Raw genomic sequence first — 23876 nt, 5'->3', positions numbered from 1 at the left:
GCCGGGCTTCAGCAGCGTAGCTGCTGAAGCCCGGCTTTTGCGTTTTCTTATTTAAAGGATGCCGCCGCCAATAAAGAGGCGAAAACACGCAATGAGAATGGCGATACCGTTGAGCGTCATGCCAGTCTTGCGCCGCCCAAAAGCTCCAATAACGAGGCCAATGACCGCGAAGACGAGGATAAACCAATTAGCCCAGCCCAAAAACGGAAACAGAGCGAGCACCGCCAGCAAGAGCGCCACAATGCCCCAAAGAGTTGAAATGATATTCATTAAAATAAGCAGATTAAAACGATGAGGCGAGGGTGTTCCTAATAAAAGTCGAAGCCGATTACGGCGCGCATTGGCAGCACGACTCCGGATTTGAGGGTGAGGTGGTCGGCATCGGCGGCCCAGAGGGTAGTGGCTACGCGCTTGGTGCTACCATTTTCGGTTTTGAAGTAGATATCGAGCTTTCCATGATAGGCATTGCCAAGCGTGACGGCACGGTTGGCATCGGCGCGGCGGCGCTGACGGTCAGCTTCCTCGGTCAGCACATCCTCGTGCGGAAAAAGCATGGTCGCCAATTCTTCCTTTTCAACAATTTCGACGGTGGCGGTGGGAATTGACATGGCAAGGGCGGATGGATTTGCAGAACATAGCGTTGCCGGTCAAAAGGGCTCGCTTATTCATATATAAACGGCAGATTAACCGCGTAAGTCTAATTCTTACTGAAAAAATCTAAGGTAATTGCGCCAGAAATTCCATGGTGTCTACCCGGTCCGCATACTCATCTACGCCCGGTGACTGTGCCTGACCAAAGGGCAGGCTGCCTGCAAAACGCGCCCCGGCCGAAACTACGCATTGGGTCTGAGCCGCGATGTCGGTGAGCTGGTCAACGAGGTCGATTTCGCTGGTGTACTCGGCGTAGTGCACCACCGAAATAGCCGACACCAGCACGGGGCTGGGCCGCAGGAGCAGGAAGCCGTTGTCGAAATGCGGCACGCGGTTGACCAGCAAAATGCTCTTGTTGTAGTCGTAGTTGTTGTTGTACTTGTGGTGATTGAGCACGCCTTCATGCGGTTGCAAGGCATCGAGCAGGGGCACAAAGTCATACTCCGTGGGCACAAAGAGCTTGCTGATGTTGCGGCAGCCCAAACCATAGTACTGGAAAATGTCGGGGCCCAGCCGGGCCAGCTCTTCGCTGGTTTCCTGGCCGGTGAGCACCCCCACACTGGTGCGGTTGCGCCTGATGAGGTGCGGCTTCTTACCGAAATAAAACTCGAAGTAGCGGGCCGTGTTGTCTGAGCCGGTCGCAATGAAGGCGTCGGCCGCGTTAAGGCGCGGCAGTACTTGGATAAAAGCATCGAAGCGGGGTTCCAGGCGCTTGAGCTCTTCCATCAACCAGGTCATCAGTACCGTGTCATCGGCGCTGAGCTTGGCCAGTAGCACGTGGCCGCTCAGCAGCACGCACAGCATGTCGTGGAAGCCAACCATGGGGATGTTGCCGGCCATTACTACGCCAATTTGGTTCACGGTAGTGGGCTCTTCGGGGTAGCGGGCAGCCCAATGCCGCAACGGTTCCTCGGCCAGCATGTGCGCTAGGCCGGCCATGGCGGCGGTCACGCTGGGCTCGTCGAACCAAGCGTTTTGATTGCGCGCTCGGGCGGCAAGCCGGTAAATTTCATCAGGAGTAAGCGTAGCGAGGCGTTGCCCCAGTGCCACAAAAGCAGCTAAACGTTCGGAGTGGTTCATGAGTAAGAAGGGAGCGGCGGCAGGCCTATATTGGCCCTGCGCGGACAAAAGCCTGGCAAGATTGGGCTAAACCATGCAAAGCCAGCCGTTGTTGGTTAATTTTGCTAGCCCAAAGAACGGCGCGAGCCAGGCGTTTTACGTAAAGCCCGCAAGTTTCTATTTGGTTTCCCCTCTCACTACCTGACCCCCGACGCCCCATGGCCATCATGATAACCGACGAGTGCATCAACTGCGGTGCCTGCGAGCCGGAATGCCCTAACAATGCGATTTACGAAGGCGGCGCCCAATGGCGCTGGGCCGACGGCACCAGCCTCAAAGAAGTAGCTACCAGCGACGGGCAGGTAGTGTCGGGTACCGCGCCCCAGACCCCTGTTTCGGACGAGTATTATTACATCGTGTCGGATAAATGCACCGAATGCGTAGGCTTTCACGAGGAACCTCAATGCGCTGCTGTGTGCCCCGTGGACTGCTGTGTGGACGACCCCGACCTGCGCGAAACCCGCGAGCGCCTACTCGAAAAGAAAGAATGGCTACACGTTGCTGCATAGCCTGTTTATTTCAGCATAGAAAAGGCCGCTCCTCCGGGGGCGGCTTTTTTTGTGCTTAGCCCGGCCGTATGAAGGAAAACACGACGGGAGCTATCCGAGAAAAGACCAACTCGTTATGCTGAGCTTGTCGAAGCATCTCGCATGGTGAAATAATCAATGGCACTGCAACGAAGCGAGCGAGATGCTCGGCAAGCTCAGCATGACCGTCTAGTGTATTTTTCGATAGGCTACTCCTAGTATTTGCCCTCAAAGCAGGCTTCTTAACACCATCACAACTTGGGCCTTGCAGCCCTGATTGGCCCAGCAAGCGGAGTGCACTGATGAGCCCCCGTTTCTAATGCCTATTTTTGCCCTTTCTGCTTCTTGCTACTTTTCTATGTCCCTCGCCACTATTTATTCGCCCACCGACGTTGAAGCCAAATGGTACCAGCGCTGGCAGGAGCAAGGTTTTTTTAAAGCCTCCCCCAACCCCAAGAAAGTCCCTTACACGGTAGTTATTCCGCCACCGAACGTGACGGGCGTGCTGCACATGGGCCACATGCTGAACAATACCATTCAGGATGTGCTGGTGCGCCGTGCGCGCATGCAGGGCAAGGAGGCCTGCTGGGTACCCGGCACCGACCACGCCAGCATTGCCACCGAGGCCAAAGTAGTGGCCTTGCTCAAGGAGCAGGGTATTGAAAAGCGCGACCTTACCCGCGAGCAGTTCCTCACGCACGCCTTCGAATGGAAGGAGAAGTACGGCGGCATCATTCTCGAGCAGCTCAAGCAACTGGGCGCCTCCTGCGACTGGGACCGGACCCGCTTCACCATGGAGTCCGACCTGACCGAGGCCGTGCTGCGGGTGTTTGTCGATTTGCATAAAAAAGGACTGATTTATCGTGGGGTACGCATGGTGAACTGGGACCCGCAGGGCCGCACCGCCATCAGCGACGAGGAAGTGATTGCCAAGGACACCCAAGCCAAGATGTACTACCTTAAGTATGCGGTAGCAGGGCAGGAGGGGCAGTTTTTGACCGTTGCCACCTCGCGTCCGGAAACCATCATGGCCGACGTGGCCGTGGCGGTGAATCCGAACGACCCTCGCTTTGCTCATTTAGCGGGCCAGCGCGTTATCATTCCGCTGCTGAACCGTGACGTACCGGTCATCTTCGACGAGTACGTGACGATGGATTTCGGTACGGGTGCCCTCAAAGTGACGCCGGCCCATGACCTCAACGACTACGAGCTGGGGCTGAAGCACAACCTGCCGGTTATCGACATTCTGAACGATGACGGCACGCTGAACGAGAAAGCTACTTTGTACGTGGGCCAGGACCGGTTTGCGGCCCGCCGCAACATCGTAAAAGACCTCCAGGAAGCCGGCCTGCTCGATAAGATTGAGGAGTATGCTAGCATCGTGCAGACCTCGGAGCGCACTGGCGCTGTGATTGAGCCCAAGCTCAGCCTGCAGTGGTTTCTGAAAATGGAGCACCTGGCTAAGCCAGCATTGGAGGTGGTGGAAAACGACACTATTAAGCTCCACCCGCCCAAGTTCAAGAACATGTACCGGGCGTGGATGGAAAACGTGCGCGACTGGTGCATTTCGCGCCAGCTGTGGTGGGGGCAGCGCATACCCGCCTATTACCTGCCCGATGGCACCTTCGTCGTAGCCCTCACGGCTGAGGCCGCCCTAGAAGAGGCCCGCAAGCAAAGCGGCAACGCCAGCCTCCAGCTCAGCGACCTGCGCCAAGACGAGGACGTGCTCGACACGTGGTTTTCGTCGTGGCTGTGGCCGATTTCGGTATTTGATGGCTTCAAAGACCCCGACAACGCCGACATCAACTATTTCTACCCGACCAATGACTTGGTGACGGCGCCCGAAATCCTATTCTTCTGGGTGGCCCGCATGATTATGGCCGGCCTGGAATACCGCCGCGAAGTGCCGTTCAAAAACGTGTACCTCACCGGCATTGTGCGCGACACCCAAGGCCGCAAGATGAGCAAGCAGCTCGGCAACTCACCCGACCCGCTCGACCTTATCCGCGACTACGGCGCCGATGGCGTGCGGACCGGTATGCTATTCTCGTCGCCGGCCGGCAATGACTTGCTCTTCGACATGAAGCTGGTGGAGCAGGGCCGCAACTTCTCCAACAAGCTCTGGAATGCCTTCCGCCTCGTGAAAGGTTGGGAGGTGGATGCCTCGCTGCCGTTTGTGAATGAGAAACCCGTGGCATGGTTCAATGCTAAGCTGCAAGCCGCCATTGTGGAGCTCGACGACCACTTCGATAAGTTCCGGATGAGCGATGCCCTCATGACGGTGTACAAGCTGGTGTGGGACGATTTCTGTGCGCTGTACCTGGAAATGGTGAAGCCCGCCTACCAGCACCCCATCGACGCCGAAACCCTGCGCCACACCACGGCCTACCTCGAAACGCTGCTCAAGCTGCTGCATCCCTTCATGCCCTTCATCACCGAAGAGCTGTGGCACGAGCTGGCCGAGCGGGAGTCGCGCGACTACGTGTGCGTGGCCCCCTGGCCCCGCCCCACCGAGCTGGCAGATTCCACCCGCCTCCTGGCCGACATGGACAAGGCCCTGGCCGTGGTAGCGGGCATCCGCACCGTGCGCAACCAGAAAAACATCGGCCCCAACAAGCCGCTGGCGCTGGTTGCCAAAACCGATGAGCCGGCTTTGTTCACCGATTACGATGGCATCATTCGCAAGCTGGGCAGCATTTCGGAAGTGACGTTTGCCGATGCTGGCCCCGCCGCCTCGGTAAGCTTCGTGCAGGGCGGCAGCGAATTCTTCATTCCCCTCGAAGGCCACATCGACCTGGCTGCCGAGCGCGCTCGGCTGGAAAAAGAGCTTGAGTACGCCCAGGGTTTCCGTGAGTCGGTACTCAAGAAACTTGGCAACGAGAAGTTTGCCCAAAATGCCAAGCCCGACGTGCTGGAGCGCGAACGCCAGAAGCTGGCCGATGCCGAAAGCAAGCTGGCGGCGCTAGAGCAAAGCCTTGCTGCTTTGTAACCTTGTTGCTTATTGTAAAAAGGGCTGTCTCGACCATGAGGCAGCCTTTTTTATTACTATGATTTCAGTTGGACCAGATAGCGAATCAAAAAGCTTGGATATTTTAGTTGCCCAGCCTCAACAAGAGCTTTCAATGACTAAATTGGATACAAATTAGCAGCGCTTGTATTCCTTCTTTTTCATTTCTGTAAGTCCTCATGAATAACTCTTTGCTCTGCGGGGCTGCATTCTTGCTTTTCGCCCCGAGCTTTGCGCCACCGGCCGCCTTTGCTCAAACCTCGTCCAACCCCGGTACTTCTATGACCAAGCCTCCCGTTGCAACCATTAAGCCCAAACAACTGGTGTCGCCCCACGGCACGCGTACCGACAACTACTACTGGCTGAACGAGCGGGAAAACCCAGAGGTCATCAAGTACCTGAACGAGGAAAATACTTACTTCGAGCAGCAGACCGCTTCCGTGAAAGGGCTAGAAGAAAAGCTTTTTCAGGAAATGAAGGGGCGCATTAAGGAGCAGGACGAATCGGTGCCGTACCGCGACAACGGCTACTATTATTACAACCGCTTCGAGGCCGGGGCTGAGTACCCGGTGTACGGCCGCCGCAAAGGCGACCTGAAGGCGCCAGAAGAAGTATTGCTCGACGCCAACCAAATGGGCAAAGGCCGCGCATACTTCGCCGTGGGCGGTATGAGCGTAAGCGACAACAACGAGGTGCTGGCTTTCAGTGTCGACACCGTGAGCCGCCGGCTGTACACGCTGCGGTTCAAAAACCTGAAAACGGGCAAGCTGTACCCGGAGAAAATTACCAATATGCAGGGCGCGCCCGTGTGGGCTACCGATAACAAAACCCTGTTCTACGCCAAAAAAGACCCCGGCACGCTGCTCGCATTTCAGCTTTACCGCCACGTCCTGGGCACCAACCCAAAGCAGGACGTGCTCGTTTACGAGGAGAAAGACAACACCTTCAACCTTGGGGTAAGCCGCAGTAAATCTCGGCGCTTTATTCTGCTCACGCTGGGTTCTTCGCTTTCGACCGAAACTCGCTATGTAGAGGCGGCCCGGCCCACGGAAGCCCTCAAAACGTTCCTGCCACGGGAATCCGACCATCAGTACGAAATAGAAGATTTCGGCGACAAGTTCTACGTGCGCACCAACTGGCAGGCTCCCAACTTCCGGGTGATGAGCACGCCCATTGCTAACCCGGCCAAAACAGGCTGGAAAGACGTAGTCGCCCACCGGTCCGACGTGTTTGTGGAAGGCATGGAGCTATTCAAAGACTTCCTGGTGCTCAACGAACGCAAAGAGGGTCTGCTGCAGCTGCGCGTAATCAATTGGAAGGACAAGAAGGACCATTACCTGAAATTTGACGAGCTGGCCTTTACCTCGTCCATCGGCGTCAACCGCGAGTTTGATACGCCGGTACTGCGCTACAACTATACCTCGTTGTCCACGCCTGCATCGGTGTACGACTACGATATGAACACCCGCAAAAGCACCCTACGCAAAGAGCAGGCCGTGTTGGGCGGCTTCAACCGGACCGACTATGTGACGGAGCGCGTGTTTGTGAAAGCCCGCGATGGTAAGATGATTCCGACCTCTATCGTTTACAAAAAAGGCTTTAATAAGGACGGCAACGGTCCCGTTTTGCAGTACGCCTACGGCTCTTACGGCATCAACATGGACCCCGGGTTTTCGGCGGCCCGCTTGAGCTTGCTCAACCGCGGCTTTGCCTATGTGCTGTGCAACATTCGTGGTGGGCAGGAACTCGGCCGGCAGTGGTTTGAAGACGGCCGCATGGGCAAGAAAATCAATTCCTTCAACGATTTCATCGATTGCTCCGAGTTCCTGATCAAACAGAAGTACACTTCGCCGCAGAAGCTTTTTGCCATGGGAGGCTCAGCTGGCGGCCTGCTTATGGGTGCCGTAGTCAACATGCGCCCTGACCTGTACAAGGGAGTAATTGCTGCCGTGCCTTTTGTGGACGTGGTGACCACCATGTCCGACGCCAGTATTCCGCTCACCACCGGCGAGTACGACCAGTGGGGCAACCCCGCCGACAAAGCCAGCTACGACTACATGCTGTCGTACTCACCCTACGACCAGGTTAAGGCCCAGGCGTACCCCAACATGCTCGTCACCACGGGCCTGCACGACTCGCAGGTGCAGTACTTCGAGCCGGCCAAGTGGGTGGCCAAGCTGCGCGCCACGAAAACCGACAACAACCTGCTGCTAATGCATACCGACATGAGCGCTGGCCACGGCGGTGCCTCCGGCCGCTTCAAGTCCTTGCACGACCAGGCCCGTAATTTTGCCTTCATCCTGATGTTGCTGGGCACGAAAGCCTAGCACAACGGCATCGCCCTGAGTTTGCAAAAGCTCACTGGCAGCGTTAACGCAAAAAAGGCTGCTTCTGAATTTCAGAAGCAGCCTTTTGCATTTCAAGCACCGTGGTTTAGCACTAACGTCCACCTGCGCCCTGCGGCCGGCTGCGCACAGTATCGCCGCGGGCCTCCCTTTGCACCTGAGCCAATTGGTTTTGCAATTGAAACGTGACTTGTTGGCAATCGGTGAAGCGCTGCTGGGAGGTCTTAAGCGCGTCTTGCGTTGAGCTGAGCTGCTGGTAAAGAAAGCCAATAAGGGCCATGGCAATTACCAAGGTCGCTATGAACATAATTTTCATACTGAAAACTTCTAAAGAACAGAACCTCATGCTGAGCGAAGTTGAATCATCTCGCCAGCAGCAGTAATTCCATCGATTGGGTTTAACTACCCCACGCAAGATGCTTTGACTTCGCTCAGCATGACGTTTCGGCTTATTAATACACGATTTTAGATGGCCGTGTTCGGGTCAAACTGCTCAAGGTAGTCAGCCACCTTGCGCACAAACATGCCGCCGAGTGAGCCATCTACCACGCGGTGGTCGTAGCTGTGCGAGAGGAACATGAAGTGGCGCACGCCAATGAGGTCGCCGTGGGGCGTCTCAATCACTGCTGGTTTCTTCTTGATGGCGCCCACGGCCATGATGGCCACCTGCGGCTGCATGATGATGGGCGTGCCCATCACGTTGCCAAAAGAGCCCACGTTGCTGAGCGTATAAGTGCCGCCTTCCAGGTCCTCGGGCTTGAGCTTATTGGCGCGGGCGCGGTTGGCCAGGTCGTTCACCTTCTTGCTCAGGCCGTTCAGGTTGAGCTGGTCGGCGTTGTGGATGACAGGTACAATCAGGTTGCCACTTGGCAGAGCCACAGCTATGCCAATGTTGATGTCGCGCTTCTTAATGATGTAGTCGCCGTCTATCGACACGTTAATCATCGGGTAGTCCTGAATGGCGCGGGCCACGGCCTGAATAAAGATGGGCGTAAAAGTGAGGTTTTCGCCCTCACGTTTCTTGTAGGCGTCCTTGTGCTTGTTGCGCCAGTTTACCAGGTCCGTTACATCGGCTTCCACGAAGCTCGTGACGTGGGGCGAAATGCGCTTGGAATCAACCATGCGCTGCGCAATCATCTTGCGCATGCGGTCCATTTCTATCAGCTCCTGGCCGCCGCTCACGCTGGGCACAGGCTTGGTGCTGGCGGCTTGTGGGGCTGGGGCCGCGGCCGGCGCAGCTTGTGGCTGGGCGGCTGGGGCTGCAGCTGCCGGCGCGGGCGTTGGGGCAGCTGCCGGTGCGGCTGCGCTAGCTGCCAGGGGCTGCTTGCCGCTCGCCACATAGTCCAAAATGTCTTTTTTAGTCACGCGGCCTTCCTTGCCCGTGCCGGGTAAGTATTCGAGGTCGGTCATGCTCACGCCTTCTTCGCGGGCAATGCTGAGCACCAGCGGCGAAAGGAAGCGGCCGGGCTGGTGCACGGCGCCATTGGCCGCACCTTGCGCAGCCTGTGAGCCGCCAGCTTCCGGCAGGTAGGGCACTTCGGCCACGCCAGCATCTGGACGCGTGCCGTTGGCAGAGGCCGCTTGTGAGGCTGCGGGAGAACTGGCCGGTGCTGAAGCACCTGCGGCAGCCGCATCTGTTTCCATAATGGCAATGGGAGCGCCCACGGCCACAACCTGGCCTTCTTGAACTAGAATTTCCTGCAGCACGCCGGCGTAGATAGCCGGTACTTCGGTGTCAACCTTGTCGGTGGCCACTTCCAGCACCGATTCGTCCTGCTCAATGGAGTCGCCAACTTGCTTGAGCCATTTCAGGACGGTGCCTTCCATGATGCTTTCGCCCATTTTGGGCATCGTCATTTCCACTCGTGCCATATTAGGAGGGGTATTTTGGGAGTTAAGGTGGGATGGGAATTTGGTGGGGCAAAGGTAGACACAAAGCCGAACGCCCCCGGCGCAATGTGCGGAGGGGGCGTTCAAATAGGAATTATGGCTCCAGTATATCCCGGGAGGTACGGTGAAAATGTTTGCGACGCAGCTTTCGTCGAATATCCGGGGGAATGGACCAGCCTTCCGCATACCTTTTCAGGATGGCTTCTTCGCGTTCCTGGCTAAAGCGCCCCATCTGCATGAGCCCCACTGCAATTGGCACACCACCATTAACCACTGCTGCTGCTGTATTCTCCGAGGTCGAGCGAATCGAGCGCCAGCCAACGCTCTAATCTGCCGCTACCTGAGTGCCAGTGCCTACCCAGGAGGCACCGCCGATACGCCGTTGTTTAAAAAGCTTATGTACCGCCAGCGCAGTGTCTCGTCCTTGGCAGAAGCAAGGGAGTGTGTATCCAGCAAGCAGGCAAATAAGTAGCAAGCCTATTCGCATAATTGGGGTGAACTTCGTAATGCGCATCGGTTTTTAGAGGCGGTTCCAGCACAAACCGTTGCAATGCTAAACAATAAATAATAGTAGCCCACAAATGGAGATATTACTATTTATCTACCTGAATTCGCGGTATGCCTTCCTCTTCTAACCCCCCGCCTGCTGCGGCGGGCAAAGTGCGGTAGTTAGTGAAACAGATGGTTCGATTCGAAGCAAACCGATTCTCCGGGTCGTTGATGATAACGACTTCCTCAAAAGTGCCAAACTCCTTGCCCTCGTACATGAGTGTTTTCTTAATGCCCAATTCGGGCTTGTTCACAACGTTGACGTAAATGGACCGGCCCACGCCGTTCGGTCCCGGCTTGGCGTAGAGCACTGTTGTTTCAATGTTGCCGCTGCATGTATCCGAGCAGCCGGACATGGCCAGCCCGGCGCCTACTCCAATAAGGGAGAGGGAGAGCCGGAACGAAAGCGCATATAGATTAAACATAAGCAATAGCGTCGATGAATTTAGTAGAAACGGTTGGGGCGGTAATACTGCAACTCTGCGAAGATGCGTCGTAGCGCAGGGCTTTTCGATAGCTCATCCTGCAGGTTTTTGGAAGCATTCATGGCAGCCCGATTTGCCATGTAGAATTTTATGGCATCCACGAAGCTGTTGTAATTATAGACGTGGCCAAGAATGGTGCCCCCATAAACAAAGAAAGTTTGAAGGCCTTTGACGTAGTTTGGGTTAGGGTTTTTATAAAAAACCTTCTGGTTTAGAACGGGAATTTCTACTTCGTTTCCTGACCCTAATGAAAAATAAACTCCTGTTGTCGTTCTCTTTTTTAGGAATAAAAATCCCTGTTGACCTACCTTATAAGAAGTAAAGCGGGATGCACATGTCCAATCTTCAAACTTATCCAGGGTGACTATTGCCTCGGGCCGAGCTCCCTTGACGACGTTCAGGGGCTTGACCGTAACGGACTTCTCTTGCACTGATACTATCACACCGTGGATAATCAGGTCTGATTCATCTACCAATCCTGCTAGTGTTGTGGGAGAATACTTGGCCATTGCCTGAAAACAGGTCATGACGATGACCAAAAGAAAAAGCAATCTTTTCATGGCAGGCCAGGATAAGCAGATGGAAACGGCAACGCCTAACCAAAGATGGTTAGGCGTTGCTGCTTACAAACAAATAAGTGCCTAAATCGTCGAGAAATCAAACGACTGCTCCAGGAAAGCCGTCGTGAAATTTCCCTCACGGAACTGCTCGTTGTCCATCAGCGCCAAGTGGAAGGGGATGGTGGTTTTCACACCCTCTACCACAAACTCGCTTAGGGCGCGCTTCATTTTCACGATGCACTCCTCCCGGGTTTGGGCCACGGTGATGAGCTTGGCAATCATAGAGTCGTAGTTGGGCGGAATCTGGTAGCCGGCATACACGTGCGTGTCGACGCGCACGCCGTGGCCGCCGGGGATGTGCAGCGTAGTGATGCGGCCCGGCGCCGGACGGAAGCCGTTGCGCGGGTCTTCGGCGTTGATGCGGCACTCCATGGCGTGCATCTTCGGGAAATAGTTTTTGCCCGAAATCGGAATTCCTGCCGCCACCTTAATCTGCTCCTTAATGAGGTCGTAGTTGATGATTTCCTCCGTGACGGGGTGCTCCACCTGAATGCGGGTGTTCATCTCCATGAAGTAGAAGTCGCGGTTCGCGTCAACCAGAAATTCAATGGTGCCCACGCCCTCGTAGCCAATGGCCGAGGCACCGGCAATGGCCGCCTTACCCATTTTCTCGCGTAGTGCGTCGGTCATAAAGGGAGAAGGAGCTTCCTCCACCAGCTTCTGGTGGCGGCGCTGAATGCTGCAGTCGCGCTCCGAAAGGTGGCACACGTGGCCGAACTGGTCGCCCACAATCTGCACCTCGATGTGCCGAGGCTCTACCACGAACTTCTCCAAGTACATGCCGTCGTTGCCGAAAGCCGCCTTGGACTCCGTGCGGGCGTCGTCCCATGCTTTCTGAAACTCGTCGTCGGAGTGAATGATGCGCATGCCGCGCCCGCCGCCACCGGCCGTGGCCTTCAGGATAACCGGGTACTTGATTTTGTTGGCAATTTTCTTGCCTTGCTCTACCGATTCAAGCAAGCCCACCGAGCCCGGAATGCAGGGCACGCCAGCCTTAATCATCGTGGCTTTGGCCGTGGCCTTGTCGCCCATCTGGTTAATCATCTCGGGCGAGGCTCCGATGAACTTGATGCCGTTTTCGGCGCAGATGCGCGAGAATTCCGCATTCTCCGAGAGGAAGCCGTAGCCAGGGTGAATGGCATCGGCATTGGTGATTTCGGCGGCCGAAATCAGGTTGGGCATGCTCAGGTAAGACTTGGCAGATGCCGGCGGCCCGATGCACACGGCTTCATCGGCAAACTTCACGTGCAGGCTTTCCTTATCGGCAGTTGAGTACACAGCCACCGTTTTGATGCCCATTTCCTTGCAGGTGCGGATAATGCGCAGGGCAATTTCGCCCCGGTTGGCGATGAGTATTTTCTTGAACATAGGTGGGTTTTGGTCAGAGATAAAACCAGTCATCCTGAGGGCAGCAATTGACCTTAGCAGATGAAGGCAATATTCAGCAATGGGTTGCTGCTTCTTGCCCTGCTATCCTAAGGTCCTTCGCTGCGCTCAGGATGATGAATGGGGGTACTACTCAATCAGGAACAAAGGCTGGTCGTATTCTACCGGCGTAGCGTTTTCAACCATGGCCTTCACAATGCGGCCGCTTTCCTCGGCTTCGATTTCGTTGAACAGCTTCATCGCTTCGATGATGCAGATAACCTGGCCTTTTTCCACCTTGTCGCCAACTTGCACGAATGAAGGCGTGTCGGGGCCGCTGCTGCGGTAGAAAGTGCCTATCATGGGCGCCTTCAGGGCCCGGTGGTTAGCGGCAGGAGCTTCAACCGGGGCGGCAGGAGCCGGAGCGGCCGCCGGAGCGGGGGCTGGGGCCGCTGCGGCCGGAGCAGGAGCGGGGCTGCTGGCCGGAGCCGACATGCTCACCACGTGTTTGGTGTTGGGGTCACGCTGCACCGAGATTTTAAACTCTTCGGTTTCAATGTTCACCTTGTTCAGTCCCGATTTAGCGATAAAATCGAGCAGTTCCTGTAATTCTTTGGCTTTCATGGCAGCGTCCTTTTTGGGCGAATCTTTACTTGACTCTTTCGACATAAGCGTAGTTGCGGGTGTCTACCCGAATTTTGGTGTCCTGGTCAATGAACAGCGGCACTTGGATGCGGGCGCCGGTTTCTACCGTAGCGGGCTTCAACGTGTTGGTGGCGGTGTCGCCTTTTAGGCCGGGCTCGGTATAAGTCACCATCAGCTCCACGGTGGTGGGCAGTTCGGCGGTGAGAGGCTGCTCGGTTTCGGCGTGCATCAGGATGGTTACTTCCTGGCCTTCTTTCATGAGGTCGGCAAACGGCACCATGGCATCGGGCAGCACAATCTGCTCGAAGGTGCTGTTGTCCATGAACGTGAAGCCGTAATCGTCCTTGTAAATGAACTGGTGAGGGCGCTGCTCTACGCGGGCCGTTTCCACTTTCACCCCGGCGTTGAACGTGTTGTCGATAACACGGCCGGTTTTGATGTTGCGCAGCTTGGTACGTACAAAAGCGGGGCCTTTGCCCGGCTTCACGTGCTGGAATTCGGTGATGACGTGCAACTCGCCGTTGTAATTAAGGACGAGGCCGTTGCGAAAGTCGGCGGTACTTGCCATTGTGGGAATTTTTAATTAAAAAATCAAAATGAGGAATTACATACTGGAGTGACCGTAGGTCAATTCTTCATCTTCAGAACGTTATTCAGATGGTATTGGAAATGTAAATCGCGGCTGAACCCTGATTTACGCTTTTGAAACTTTAGCAGCCGCGGCAGCACCGTCGTAGGCCCATTTAAGGTAGATGGAGCCCCACGTGAATCCCCCACCAAAGGCGGCCAGCACTAGGTTATCGCCGCGCTGCAGCTGGCTTTCATAATCGGCTAGGCAAAGCGGAATGGTGCCGTTGGTGGTATTGCCGTAGCGGTGAATGTTAAGCATTACCTTTTCGGGGCCAACCCCCATCCGGTTGGCTGTGGCATCGATGATGCGCTTGTTGGCCTGGTGAGGCACCAGCCAGGCCACGTCATCGTTGCTGAGCTGGTTGCGCTCCATTACCTGGGCGGCAACGTCGGCCATGCTCTTCACAGCAAATTTGAATACCGTAGCACCCTCCTGGTAAATGTAATGCTCCTTATTGTCGACGGTGGCGTGCGTGGGGGGACGACGGCTGCCGCCGGCTTTCTGGTGCAGATAAGCTTCGCCGCTGCCATCGGTGCGCAGCACCTGGTCGAGCAGGCCAAAACCATCGGCATTGGGTTCAAGAAGCACAGCGGCGGCGCCATCGCCAAACAGGATGCAGTTGGCACGGTCGGTGTAGTCGACAATGGACGACATCTTGTCGGCGCCCACCACAATTACCTTTTTGTAAGTGCCCGCCTGAATGAATTGGGCGCCGGTGGCCAACGAAAACAGGAAGCTGGAGCAGGCTGCGTTTACATCGTAGCTGAAGGCACGGGTGATGCCCACGCCATTGGAAATGATGTTGGCCGTGGCCGGAAACAAAACATCGGGGGTAGTGGTAGCACAAATGAGCAAGTCGATGTCTTCCGGATTGGTACCGGTTTTATCGAGCAGTTGCTGCACCGCTTTGATGCCCATAACCGAAGCACCCTGGTCTACACCTTTCAGAATGCGGCGCTCTTGGATGCCAGTTCGGGACATAATCCACTCATCGGTCGTATCGACCAGCTTTTCAAGCTCGGCATTGGTGAGCACATATTCGGGCACATAAGCACCCACGCCGGTGATGGCAGCAGTAATCTTCATACAAGCAAAAGTAGGCGGGGCAAGCGAGAAAAAGGGAACCGGAGCCTAAAATGTGCAATCACATGGCTCCCTGGTTGACGACGGCAGACCATTGTGACTTTAAAAAAAATCCGGCCGGAACCGGGGACTTTTTCACAGTTGAGGACAGTCTTTAACTCTTAAAAGTAGCCTTAATTTGTTCGACAATCCCAGATTTAGCCATGTTGAACCCCTGCACCAGCATATTGGCAATGGCTAGGGGCGTACTACGTCCGTGGCCGATAATGGCGTTGTCGTTGATGCCCAGAATCGGAGAGCCGCCCACAGCCTCGTAATTGAACTTGTCGAAAAACGGGTCGTGAATCTGCTTTTCGTCCATCATCTCATAGATGGATTCGGCCATTTTTAGCAGAATATTACCGGTGAAGCCGTCAACTACCACTACATCGGCCTTGTCGTTGAACATGTCGCGCCCTTCGATATTGCCGATAAAGTGGATGTGGGGATTTGCCTTCATTAGCTGGTGGGCCGCCTGCGTGAGGGGCGTGCCTTTGCCTTCTTCCTCGCCCAGGTTCACCAAGCCCACTTTGGGTTGGTCGATGCCTAGCACGTATTGGGCATACAAAGAGCCCAATTCGCCGAACTGCTCCAGCATTTCGGGCTTGCACTCGGCGTTGGCACCCACGTCGAGCAGAATGCCGAATTTGTCTTTGAGTTTGGGGACGAAGTTGGCAATAGCTGGGCGAATTACCCCGGGCACGGCCTTCACCGTGAGCATGGCGCCCACGAGCATGGCGCCAGTGTTTCCGGCTGAGCAAAACGCTTCAACAGCGCCTGTTAGCAGCAATTTGTAGCCCACAGCAATGCTGGAATCCTGCTTATGCTGGAAAGCTTTGGCGGGGTGCTCGGCCATGTCGATGACCTGCGATGCAGGTACGAACTCGAGAGCGTCGGCCGCGGCACCAGCGGCTTGCAACAGGGGCCGAACGGCTTCCTCTTGACCGATTAAGACGATGGTGGCCTGGCCGGCTAGTTGTTCGGCTGCCAGCAGGGCACCCGCCACGGCGGCTTGGGGGGCGAAATCGCCGCCCATTGCGTCGAGGGCTATTTTCATGTAAAAGGTGTTTGGGAAGGTCAGGGAAAGGGGCGGTAACTACAAGTCCGGCCCCGCTGGCTTAAAAAAGAGCGAAGCCGGACCGTAAGGTACCGCGAAATAACAACCTGACGCGCTATTCGTCGTCGCCGGTGGTGTCGGCAGCAGGTGCCGCACTCACCTTCGAGTAGTTTTTGATGGCCAGCTGGCCGTTGTGGTACAGGTCACCGTCAACTACATAGGCCTTGTGGCGCAGGTGCAGCTCGCCCGTGTTGGGGCACAAGGTAACGGCCTTCGGGGTAAGCTTGTAGTGCGTGCGACGCTTGTCGCGAACGGCGGAAGAGGTGCGGCGCTTAGGATGAGCCATGGTTTTGTTGAATTAGGGGAATTGAAGTTTCGTTGAACGAGTGGAAGCGACTCGGGGCGCTTAGTTGAGGTTGCGCAGCGCGGCCCAACGCGGGTCGGCCGGCTCGTCGTCATCGGGCTCGTCATCAGCAGGACGGGTGCTGAAGATGAGCTTGGTGGGAGCATCAGGGTTTTCGTCGGCTTCGTTCTGGAAGCGCGGGTGCAGCTTCTTCATAGGCAGCGCGAGGCCGATGTAGTCGTACAGGTGCTGCGCCAAGGGCAAGGCCTGGGTCTCGGGCACAATTTGCAGCACGTTGTCGTCCAACTCTTTGTTTTCGTCGCCGAAGCGCACCAGCAGCTGTTCTTCAATGTCCAGCGGCTGGTCGAACTCGTCGAGGCTGCGGTCACAAATTAGGCGCACGTTGCCGGTGATATGAAAATTCAACGTTAGCAGCCGCTCGGTCTTAATTAACTCGACGTCAGCATGCAGATTGCCTTGCTCAACCAAAGGCTGGTCGAATAAGGCAAAAAAGTCGGGACCCAATTCAAACTCAAAGTGATGCGTTTTCAGCGCCAGTTTGGCTAGATTGATGTCGTATTGGCTTTCTTTTTTCACGGTCGGCTGAATAGCAGGGGGCAAAAGTAATGAAATTCTGGCTTTTTGCCAAAGAATAAGGCCAACTTTCTTAGCAGTTACAGCCCTAAACAGGTTGTTTTAGGGTTGATGGTCAGCTGGTATTTGGCAAATTCCACGGTCTCCTATACGTATCCCACACGAGATTAGTGCCCCTGGGGTGCAGCCGCTCTTAGCGTGCAGAGCGGGGCTGGGCGTCCTCCCAGCGTTGTTGCCACACCTTGCAGGCCAGGTATACCGCTGCCCGAAACGACGACTCTTCGGCTTTAAACTGGCCAGCCAACCCGTAAGCCGTGCCATGGTCGGGGGATGTGCGCACCACTGGCAGGCCGGCTGTGAAATTCACGCCCTGCTCGAAGGCCATCAGCTTGAAGGGTATCAGGCCCTGGTCGTGGTAGAGAGCCAGGGTGGCGTCGAATTGCCGGAATTGCTGGGTGCCGAAGTACCCATCGGCCGGGAAGGGGCCAAACACCAAGTGGCCGTCTTGCGCAAACTGCTGGATGACGGGCGAAACCAAGTCGCCTTCTTCGCTGCCCAGCAGGCCGTTTTCGCCCGCGTGGGGGTTAAGGCCCAACACAGCTATACGGGGCCGGAGAATGCCAAGGTCCTGCTTCAATGATTTCAGCAGCAGCGTGATTTTGGTGCGTAGCAGCTCAGCTGTAAGGCGCGTGGACACATCCTTGAGTGGCATGTGACCCGTGACGGTGGCAATGCGCAAACCGCTCTCATCTACCAAAAACATCAAGCTCTCGGGAGCATCGAAGTAACTGGTGAGGAACTCGGTATGGCCGGGGTAGCGAAAGTCGTCGGACTGGGTGTTGTCCTTGCTAATGGGCGCTGTGACAATGGCGTCGAGTTTGCCAGCTTTCAAGTCGCGGCTGGCAGCCAGCAGGCTTTCGCGCGCGGCCTGGCCCGTAGCAGGCGAAGGCTGGCCGGGAGCGAGGACAAAGTCTTCTTCCCAGCACGTGACAGCGTTGAGGCGACCAGGGGCGATATCTGCTGCGTCGCGCAACTGCCGGAACATGAGGGGCTCGGCGTCGGACGCAACCGGGAAGTCGTGGAAAAGGTCGGTGGCGGTACCGTACACGACCGGCGTACAAATCTTCAATAGCCGCTCATCGAGCAGCGTTTTGTAAATGACCTCAGGGCCGATGCCGGCAAGGTCGCCAACGGAAAATCCTAAGCGGGGGAGAGGTGGCAAGATGCTGATGGTTTGGAGTTAGGGTGGGCCGTTAGCCGGGCCGTCGCGGCGCGGGGCGATTTAGTAACCGGAAAGTGTGGCGTTGGTCGAAGACACACTGGTACTTTAACTGTCATGCTGAGGCACGAACAGCTAAGACAGCTTCTTTGTCAGAAATTTATACAGAAGCCGCACGCCCACGCCGGTGCCGCCTTTGCCCCGGTAGCTTTCGGCAGCAGTGAGATAAGCCGGGCCGGCGATGTCGAGGTGAATCCAGGGGTAGCCTTCGGCGAAGCGCTCGAGGAACTTGGCGGCAGAAATTTGGCCGGCTTCGCCTTTGCCGAGGTTGCTGAGGTCGGCGATGTCGGACTTGATGTGGTCGGCGTATTCGTCCCAGAGGGGAAACTCGACGAGGCGCTCGTGCACGCCAAAGCCTGCGGTAGCAAGCTTCTCTTTGATAGCGGCATCAGCCGTGCCCATTACGGCAGAGGCCTCGGTGCCAATGGCCCGTACGGCCGCTCCGGTCAGAGTAGCGAGGTCGATAACCAACTCGGGGTCGTATTTTTTGGCGAAGCTCAGGGCATCGGCCAGCAGCAGGCGGCCTTCGGCGTCGGTGTTTTTTACTTCAACCGTGAGACCGCTGTGCATGGTGATGACGTCGCCGGGGGCGTAGGCAAGGCCGCCGGGGCGGTTGTCGGTGGCTGGTACGAGACCGATAATGTGCAGGGGTACGTTGTTTTTGGCCAGGGCGAAGAGGGTGCCAGCTACGGCCGCGCCGCCGGCCATGTCGCACTTCATCATGTCCATGCTGTTGGGCGTGGGCTTGAGGCTGAGGCCGCCGGTGTCGAACACCACGCCTTTGCCCACCAGCACATAAGGCTTGGCGTTTTGGGCACCTTCAGGCTTCCATTCCAGAATGCTGAACGTGGGAGGCTCAGGCGAGCCCATGTTTACGGCGAGCAGACCGCCCATGCGCAGGGCTTCGATTTTGGGTAGGTCGAGAATGTCGGTGGTGAAGCCGGCCTCATCGCCAGCAGCAGCGATGCTCTCGGCCAGCTGAATGGCGTTGAGTTTGTTGAGCGGGGCGTTCACTAGGTTGCGGGCCAGAAACACGCCCTGGAGCAGGCCGTCGAGCTCAGCTACTGAGTCAAGCGTGGCAGCGTCACCCACTACCGAAACTTTGGTGAGTGTGGCGGGCTTGCGCGATTTTTCGTCGGTTTTGTAGCCTTCGAACTGGTAGGCTGTCAGGGCCAGGCCTTCGGTGAGTAATAAGGCGGCGTCGGGGGTTTCGCTGAGGTTGTGAACGTAGACCTCGGCTATTTTTTCTTTTTTCAGCTGGCCGTGCAGGGTGTGGCCGCTGCGGCGCAGGGCCTCGGCCACTTGCTCGGCGGTTGGCTTTTTGGCAAGCACCACAAAGAAGTGGTGGTGCGTGAAATGGTTGAGATGAATGAGCTTCTGGTCGTCGGCCAGAGCGGTGGTTACGTACTGCTGAGCTTCGGCTGAGAGGTCGCCGACAGCCCCGGTGGGCAGGGCAGTAGTGCCATTCGACAGGATGAACACCTGTGTTGATTGGGCCGGCGCGGTGGCCACGTGGGCAAGGGCTAAGGACATGAGCGGGAGTGAAGGCCGTAGATTTGAGTCCGCAAGGTACAGTTTAGGCGGTGAGGTTTTTGACGCAATGAATGAAGAACGTCAGGCTGAGCCCGCCCAAACAATCGTACTGTTTCGGTAGAAGGCCGTGGGTACCCACCCGGCCGAGCTGCTTCGGCAGCCGCAGCAAGACGTTCTGTTTCCCTTAAAAATCAACGACGTGAACACCGTTCGCCCCAAAAAACACCTTGGCCAACACTTTCTGGCTGACCCTAACATTGCCCGTAACATCGTGGCTGCCTTGCAACTGCCCAACGACGTAGGACAGGTGCTCGAGATTGGGCCGGGCATGGGCGTGCTCACGCAGTACCTGCTCGCAAATCCTGCCTACCAGACCAGTGTAGTAGAAATCGACACCGAGTCGGTGGCTTACCTAAAGGCGCATTACCCGGCGTTGGAAAACCGGATTTACGCCACCGACTTCTTGCGGCAAGACCTGAGCACCCTGTTTCCTGGGCAGGCCTTGTCCATCATCGGCAACTTTCCCTACAACATCAGCAGCCAGATTTTTTTCCAGGTGCTGGCGAACCGGCAGCAGGTGCGCGAAGTAGTGGGCATGATTCAAAAAGAAGTAGCCCAGCGCTTGGCCGAGCCGCCTGGTTCCAAGACCTATGGCATCTTGAGCGTGTTGTTGCAAGCGTATTATAAGATTGAGTACCTGTTTACGGTGCCACCGCACGTGTTTGTGCCCCCGCCCAAGGTAGAGTCGGCCGTGGTGCGCCTGACCCGCAACGAAACGGTGGCATTGGATTGCGATGAGAAGCTGTTTTTCCGGGTAGTGAAGCAGGCCTTTCAGACGCGCCGCAAAACCCTGCGCAACGCCCTGAAGCCGTTTGGCCTGCCGACCGAGGCCACTACAGACGCCATTTTTGAGAAGCGGGCGGAGCAGCTGGCTGTGGCAGATTTTGTGGGCCTGACGCAGCGTGTTGCACAGCACAATGCCGGCGCCAGCGCAGCCCTGCCCGACCTTGACTTGAATGACTTAGCTGTGTAGGGGTAGTGTCTTGTTGTATTCGCTGTTCAGAGATTGTTTAAGCGTCATTATTCAACAATGAGACGCAAAATAATGCCCCTCTACTGCGTACTGCTCTTTCACCACTGCGAGTTCAAACAGCTTAATATGAAAGGTGTAAAGCGAATCAGCAGTTGGGTAGTGTCGGCCTTTATGCTCCAGGGGTGTTTTTGGTTTGATGACCAAAACCAAATTCCTCTTGCGGGGAAATACTACACTGAAACAGCCGCAGACACTAAAACTATCTTGTATTTCGATGACGAATCAACTGAAGCATTCGCCCCTCTGCTCAGCAACGTCAGCGCTGTTAGCTTCAGCGAAACCCACGTAGCGATTCGGGATGAGGAGCAGTATTTTCTGTTTCAGAAGAATGCTGTTAGTTATTTCATCGCAAAACAAACGGCAATAGGTCCGCTTGACTTGCGAGCGTTTCGAAAGCAGCTGAAGCAATTGGGTATTGATTCGACGCTGCATCTTTCGTCAGATTTTTGAAATTATGAGTCTTTGCCTGGTAATAGACGAAATGCACGACTCCTTGCAACAGAGGTTGCAGTCGATTGGAGTAGAAACTGATTACAGACCTAGTTTAGCTGCGGCCGACGTTCCAGCCGCGCTGGCTGCGATTCCCTACGAAGGGCTGATGGTGCGCAGTAAGCTGCGTATTACGGCCGACTTGTTAAGCCACGGACCACAGCTGCGGTATATAGCGCGGGCTGGGGCCGGGGTCGACAACATCGACGAAGCTGCGCTGGCGGCAGCGGGCGTGACGTTGCTCAACGCGCCTGAGGGCAACCGCGATGCCGTGGGCGAATATGCGATAGGTCTGCTCCTGGCTTTGTTTCGGAACATTGTGCCGGCCCACCAGGAAGTGCGGCAGGGCCAGTGGCGCCGGGAAGCCAACCGTGGGGAAGAAGTGGGCGGCAAGACCATCGGTTTATTGGGCTACGGGCATATGGGGCGGGCTTTTGCGCGCCGCTTAAGAGCCTTTGGCTGCACCGTGCTGGCCCATGACATTGACCCAGCCTGCCCGGCCGACGACTTTGCCACGCTGGTGAGCCTGCTGGAACTGCAGGCCCGCGCCGAGGTGCTGAGCCTGCACATTCCCTACTCGGCGGCGAACCATCATTTCGTAAATGAGACCCTGGTCCAAGGTTTTCAATCACCTATCTGGTTGCTCAACACCGCACGGGGCGAGGTGCTGGACCACGCCGCAGCAGTGCAAGCCCTGCAAACAGGGAAAGTGCGGGGCGCCGCGCTCGATGTGCTGGAAAATGAAAAGCTTAGCACGCTTAACGCGGAACAGCAGGCGCGGTTTGTTTTTTTGAGCAGCGCGCCAAATGTGATACTCTCGCCCCACATCGGTGGCTGGACACACCAGAGCTATGCCCGCATCAATGAAGTGCTGGTAAAGAAGATTGGCGCCTTCCTCTCCGACAACAAAACCGGAGCAGCAGGGAGCTAGTCCGTTTTTGCGTATCTTTGCAGCGAACCTAAGGAGGGAGAACGGTTGGCAGTGCCAGCCGTTCTCCTTGCTTTTTAGCCAAACCCTCCAGCCGCTACATCTTATGTCCACCATCAACTATTACACCCCCGAGGGCCTGCAAAAACTGAAGGATGAACTTCAGGACCTCAAGGTCCGCGGCCGGGCCAAAGCTGCCGAAGATTTGCGCGAAGCCCGCGACAAAGGCGACCTGAGCGAGAACGCCGAATACGACGCCGCCAAGGACGCCCAAGGCCTCCTGGAACTCAAGATTTCCAAGCTCGAAGAAGTAGTGGGCAACGCCCGCGTTATCGACGAGACCAATATGGACTTCAGTAAGGTGCTCATTATGAGCAAGGTAAAGCTGAAGAACCTGAAGAACAACATGGTGCTCGACTACACCTTGGTGGCTGAGGAAGAAGCCAATCTGGCAGCCGGCAAAATTTCGGTGAAGTCGCCCATAGGCAAAGGCTTGTTGGGTAAGTCAGCCGGCGATACGGCCGAAATTATTGTCCCAGCCGGCAAGCTACAGTTTGAAATTCTGGAAATCACCCGTTAGGGTCTAGTTGTCAGTTGTTAGGGCAGTGCCGTGGGGTGCTGCCCTTTCTTTTTTTTGCAGCGGCTCAGCCTTCGCAGAATTGTTCTCGTTTATTCGTACTGACAACTGACAACTGACAACTGACAACGAGTAACTGACAACCGAGCCTTATGCCTTCCATCTTCTCCCGCATCGTTTCCGGCGAGCTGCCGGCTTACAAAGTAGCCGAAGACGGCCGCCACCTAGCGTTTCTCGATATTACGCCGCTGGTGGAAGGCCACACGCTGGTGATTCCGAAGAAGGAAGTTGACTACATTTTTGACTTGCCGACCGATGAGCTGGCGGCCCTGCACGCGTTTTCGCAACGCGTGGCCAGGGCGGTGCTGGCCGCCGTGCCGTGCAAGCGCATTGGCGTAGCTGTGATTGGGTTGGAGGTGCCGCACGTGCACATTCACCTGATTCCGATGAACAAGGTGTCAGACATGAACTTTGCCAACCCCAAAATCAAAGTGCCCGAGGCCCGCATGCAGGAGCTGGCTTTGGCCATTGCGGCCAAAGTGGAAGGCGGCAGTGGGCTAAGCGAAGCCAAAGCCAGCGCTGCCGGGGATGCCGGGGCTGCCCTGCCACCGCAACTGCAACAGCAGGTGGAAGGCCTAGTATTCATGAGTGAATCGGATGCGCCCCTGGTAGCCGTGGCGTATGCCGCGCCAGGAGGCGAGCTTTCTGATGCTGCACTGCTCAAGGCGCTGGGCGAGCCGGCCGACGGGTCGGTGGAGAAGGTGGAGCTCACGCAGTTTCTCCGCAACCACACGGCCGACAACGGCGTGCTGGGCGACGTGAACTTGGCTAATCGCTACAAGGCGCTGCAAATGTTTATGAAGCAGGAACTGGATGATACGAAGGTGTACCGCGTAGGCAAAGGTCCCCAGGTGCATGCCTACGCGCTGGGCCGTACCACCGACGGGACACTCGCCGGCTTTAAAACGGTGCTGACGGAAACCTGAGCAACATCCAGCAGATTCATCTAGAGAAGGGCGGTGCGTGC

General features: G+C 56.3%; 24 protein-coding genes. 8 read left to right on the top strand and 16 right to left on the bottom strand.

The window, feature by feature from the left end; translation table 11 throughout:
* Positions 1-51: 51 nt before the first annotated feature.
* From ACP7AJ_RS20895 to ACP7AJ_RS20885, 3 genes are all read right to left on the bottom strand, one after another.
* Positions 52-270: a hypothetical protein gene (locus ACP7AJ_RS20895; protein ID WP_426062162.1), complete on the bottom strand. Its 219-nt coding sequence runs from the start codon at positions 268-270 to the stop codon at positions 52-54.
* 38 nt (positions 271-308) lie between these two features.
* Positions 309-608: a hypothetical protein gene (locus ACP7AJ_RS20890; RefSeq protein ID WP_426062161.1), complete on the bottom strand. Its 300-nt coding sequence runs from the start codon at positions 606-608 to the stop codon at positions 309-311.
* Between the two features lie 109 nt (positions 609-717).
* Positions 718-1731 carry an acyl-CoA reductase gene (locus ACP7AJ_RS20885; protein WP_426062160.1) on the bottom strand — a complete coding sequence of 338 codons (1014 nt, stop codon included), beginning with the start codon at positions 1729-1731 and terminating at the stop codon, positions 718-720.
* A 197-nt stretch (positions 1732-1928) separates the two neighbouring features.
* Between ACP7AJ_RS20885 and ACP7AJ_RS20880 the strand changes: the two genes are divergently transcribed.
* The 3 genes from ACP7AJ_RS20880 (at position 1929) to ACP7AJ_RS20870 (ending at position 7631) form a co-directional block, all read left to right on the top strand.
* Positions 1929-2279, top strand: a complete 351-nt coding sequence (locus tag ACP7AJ_RS20880) for a 4Fe-4S dicluster domain-containing protein (protein WP_426062159.1) — start codon at positions 1929-1931, stop codon at positions 2277-2279.
* Positions 2280-2655: 376 nt separating this feature from the next.
* Entirely contained in the window at positions 2656-5286 is a 2631-nt protein-coding gene (locus tag ACP7AJ_RS20875) for a valine--tRNA ligase (protein ID WP_426062158.1), read from the top strand.
* Positions 5287-5585: 299 nt separating this feature from the next.
* Entirely contained in the window at positions 5586-7631 is a 2046-nt protein-coding gene (locus ACP7AJ_RS20870) for a S9 family peptidase (protein WP_426062164.1), read from the top strand.
* Positions 7632-7743: 112 nt separating this feature from the next.
* Here ACP7AJ_RS20870 and ACP7AJ_RS20865 read toward each other — a convergent pair whose 3' ends face one another.
* The 13 genes from ACP7AJ_RS20865 to ACP7AJ_RS20805 all read right to left on the bottom strand — a co-directional run bounded on the left by ACP7AJ_RS20865 (position 7744) and on the right by ACP7AJ_RS20805 (position 19762).
* Positions 7744-7965 (bottom strand): hypothetical protein, encoded by a 222-nt coding sequence (locus ACP7AJ_RS20865; protein WP_426062157.1) that lies wholly within the window; start codon positions 7963-7965, stop codon positions 7744-7746.
* A 149-nt stretch (positions 7966-8114) separates the two neighbouring features.
* Entirely contained in the window at positions 8115-9521 is a 1407-nt protein-coding gene (locus tag ACP7AJ_RS20860) for a dihydrolipoamide acetyltransferase family protein (protein WP_426062156.1), read from the bottom strand.
* A gap of 611 nt (positions 9522-10132) precedes the next feature.
* Positions 10133-10513, bottom strand: coding sequence for a hypothetical protein (locus ACP7AJ_RS20855; RefSeq protein ID WP_426062155.1), 381 nt, complete (start codon positions 10511-10513; stop codon positions 10133-10135).
* A 20-nt stretch (positions 10514-10533) separates the two neighbouring features.
* On the bottom strand, positions 10534-11133 hold the full coding sequence (locus tag ACP7AJ_RS20850; protein ID WP_426062154.1) for a hypothetical protein: 600 nt from the start codon (positions 11131-11133) through the stop codon (positions 10534-10536).
* Between the two features lie 81 nt (positions 11134-11214).
* Positions 11215-12561 (bottom strand): acetyl-CoA carboxylase biotin carboxylase subunit, encoded by a 1347-nt coding sequence (accC, locus tag ACP7AJ_RS20845; RefSeq protein WP_426062153.1) that lies wholly within the window; start codon positions 12559-12561, stop codon positions 11215-11217.
* Positions 12562-12708: 147 nt separating this feature from the next.
* Positions 12709-13182: an acetyl-CoA carboxylase biotin carboxyl carrier protein gene (accB, locus tag ACP7AJ_RS20840; protein WP_426062152.1), complete on the bottom strand. Its 474-nt coding sequence runs from the start codon at positions 13180-13182 to the stop codon at positions 12709-12711.
* Positions 13183-13207: 25 nt separating this feature from the next.
* Positions 13208-13771 (bottom strand): elongation factor P, encoded by a 564-nt coding sequence (gene efp / locus ACP7AJ_RS20835; RefSeq protein WP_426062151.1) that lies wholly within the window; start codon positions 13769-13771, stop codon positions 13208-13210.
* Positions 13772-13897: 126 nt separating this feature from the next.
* On the bottom strand, positions 13898-14920 hold the full coding sequence (locus ACP7AJ_RS20830; protein WP_426062150.1) for a beta-ketoacyl-ACP synthase III: 1023 nt from the start codon (positions 14918-14920) through the stop codon (positions 13898-13900).
* Between the two features lie 151 nt (positions 14921-15071).
* Positions 15072-16013 (bottom strand): phosphate acyltransferase PlsX, encoded by a 942-nt coding sequence (plsX, locus tag ACP7AJ_RS20825; protein WP_426062149.1) that lies wholly within the window; start codon positions 16011-16013, stop codon positions 15072-15074.
* A gap of 115 nt (positions 16014-16128) precedes the next feature.
* Positions 16129-16359, bottom strand: a complete 231-nt coding sequence (gene rpmF, locus ACP7AJ_RS20820) for a 50S ribosomal protein L32 (protein ID WP_201983809.1) — start codon at positions 16357-16359, stop codon at positions 16129-16131.
* A 60-nt stretch (positions 16360-16419) separates the two neighbouring features.
* The gene (locus ACP7AJ_RS20815) at positions 16420-16953 is read right to left on the bottom strand and encodes a YceD family protein (protein WP_426062148.1); all 534 of its coding nucleotides are present in this window, start codon (positions 16951-16953) and stop codon (positions 16420-16422) included.
* A 190-nt stretch (positions 16954-17143) separates the two neighbouring features.
* A complete protein-coding gene (pdxA, locus tag ACP7AJ_RS20810) occupies positions 17144-18172 on the bottom strand; it encodes a 4-hydroxythreonine-4-phosphate dehydrogenase PdxA (protein ID WP_426062147.1) in 1029 nt (342 codons plus the stop codon).
* Positions 18173-18304: 132 nt separating this feature from the next.
* Positions 18305-19762 carry a leucyl aminopeptidase family protein gene (locus tag ACP7AJ_RS20805; RefSeq protein ID WP_426062146.1) on the bottom strand — a complete coding sequence of 486 codons (1458 nt, stop codon included), beginning with the start codon at positions 19760-19762 and terminating at the stop codon, positions 18305-18307.
* Positions 19763-19961: 199 nt separating this feature from the next.
* Between ACP7AJ_RS20805 and rsmA the strand changes: the two genes are divergently transcribed.
* From rsmA to ACP7AJ_RS20780, 5 genes are all read left to right on the top strand, one after another.
* Positions 19962-20795: a 16S rRNA (adenine(1518)-N(6)/adenine(1519)-N(6))-dimethyltransferase RsmA gene (gene rsmA, locus ACP7AJ_RS20800; protein WP_426062163.1), complete on the top strand. Its 834-nt coding sequence runs from the start codon at positions 19962-19964 to the stop codon at positions 20793-20795.
* A gap of 126 nt (positions 20796-20921) precedes the next feature.
* Positions 20922-21305, top strand: coding sequence for a hypothetical protein (locus ACP7AJ_RS20795; RefSeq protein WP_426062145.1), 384 nt, complete (start codon positions 20922-20924; stop codon positions 21303-21305).
* A gap of 4 nt (positions 21306-21309) precedes the next feature.
* Positions 21310-22275 carry an NAD(P)-dependent oxidoreductase gene (locus ACP7AJ_RS20790; protein ID WP_426062144.1) on the top strand — a complete coding sequence of 322 codons (966 nt, stop codon included), beginning with the start codon at positions 21310-21312 and terminating at the stop codon, positions 22273-22275.
* Between the two features lie 103 nt (positions 22276-22378).
* A complete protein-coding gene (gene greA / locus ACP7AJ_RS20785) occupies positions 22379-22852 on the top strand; it encodes a transcription elongation factor GreA (RefSeq protein WP_092668529.1) in 474 nt (157 codons plus the stop codon).
* Positions 22853-23001: 149 nt separating this feature from the next.
* Entirely contained in the window at positions 23002-23835 is an 834-nt protein-coding gene (locus ACP7AJ_RS20780; protein WP_426062143.1) for a nuclease A inhibitor family protein, read from the top strand.
* Positions 23836-23876 lie beyond the last annotated feature (41 nt).

This window comes from Hymenobacter sp. B1770 (assembly GCF_049896385.1).
Classification (GTDB): Bacteria; Bacteroidota; Bacteroidia; order Cytophagales; family Hymenobacteraceae; genus Hymenobacter.
The sequence above is the reverse complement of the archived record's forward strand: the minus strand, read 5'-3'. Positions and strand labels throughout refer to the sequence as shown.

Coding starts and splice junctions, on each gene's coding strand:
- efp (WP_426062151.1), bottom strand. CDS start 13,771: ATGGCAAGTACCGCCGACTTTCGCAACGGCCTCGTCCTTAATTACAAC.
- rpmF (WP_201983809.1), bottom strand. CDS start 16,359: ATGGCTCATCCTAAGCGCCGCACCTCTTCCGCCGTTCGCGACAAGCGT.
- ACP7AJ_RS20890 (WP_426062161.1), bottom strand. CDS start 608: ATGTCAATTCCCACCGCCACCGTCGAAATTGTTGAAAAGGAAGAATTG.
- ACP7AJ_RS20780 (WP_426062143.1), top strand. CDS start 23,002: ATGCCTTCCATCTTCTCCCGCATCGTTTCCGGCGAGCTGCCGGCTTAC.
- ACP7AJ_RS20895 (WP_426062162.1), bottom strand. CDS start 270: ATGAATATCATTTCAACTCTTTGGGGCATTGTGGCGCTCTTGCTGGCG.
- ACP7AJ_RS20885 (WP_426062160.1), bottom strand. CDS start 1,731: ATGAACCACTCCGAACGTTTAGCTGCTTTTGTGGCACTGGGGCAACGC.
- accB (WP_426062152.1), bottom strand. CDS start 13,182: ATGAAAGCCAAAGAATTACAGGAACTGCTCGATTTTATCGCTAAATCG.
- greA (WP_092668529.1), top strand. CDS start 22,379: ATGTCCACCATCAACTATTACACCCCCGAGGGCCTGCAAAAACTGAAG.
- ACP7AJ_RS20850 (WP_426062154.1), bottom strand. CDS start 11,133: ATGAAAAGATTGCTTTTTCTTTTGGTCATCGTCATGACCTGTTTTCAG.
- ACP7AJ_RS20790 (WP_426062144.1), top strand. CDS start 21,310: ATGAGTCTTTGCCTGGTAATAGACGAAATGCACGACTCCTTGCAACAG.
- ACP7AJ_RS20875 (WP_426062158.1), top strand. CDS start 2,656: ATGTCCCTCGCCACTATTTATTCGCCCACCGACGTTGAAGCCAAATGG.
- ACP7AJ_RS20795 (WP_426062145.1), top strand. CDS start 20,922: ATGAAAGGTGTAAAGCGAATCAGCAGTTGGGTAGTGTCGGCCTTTATG.
- ACP7AJ_RS20865 (WP_426062157.1), bottom strand. CDS start 7,965: ATGAAAATTATGTTCATAGCGACCTTGGTAATTGCCATGGCCCTTATT.
- ACP7AJ_RS20830 (WP_426062150.1), bottom strand. CDS start 14,920: ATGAAGATTACTGCTGCCATCACCGGCGTGGGTGCTTATGTGCCCGAA.
- ACP7AJ_RS20870 (WP_426062164.1), top strand. CDS start 5,586: ATGACCAAGCCTCCCGTTGCAACCATTAAGCCCAAACAACTGGTGTCG.
- plsX (WP_426062149.1), bottom strand. CDS start 16,013: ATGAAAATAGCCCTCGACGCAATGGGCGGCGATTTCGCCCCCCAAGCC.
- ACP7AJ_RS20805 (WP_426062146.1), bottom strand. CDS start 19,762: ATGTCCTTAGCCCTTGCCCACGTGGCCACCGCGCCGGCCCAATCAACA.
- ACP7AJ_RS20880 (WP_426062159.1), top strand. CDS start 1,929: ATGGCCATCATGATAACCGACGAGTGCATCAACTGCGGTGCCTGCGAG.
- ACP7AJ_RS20855 (WP_426062155.1), bottom strand. CDS start 10,513: ATGTTTAATCTATATGCGCTTTCGTTCCGGCTCTCCCTCTCCCTTATT.
- accC (WP_426062153.1), bottom strand. CDS start 12,561: ATGTTCAAGAAAATACTCATCGCCAACCGGGGCGAAATTGCCCTGCGC.
- ACP7AJ_RS20860 (WP_426062156.1), bottom strand. CDS start 9,521: ATGGCACGAGTGGAAATGACGATGCCCAAAATGGGCGAAAGCATCATG.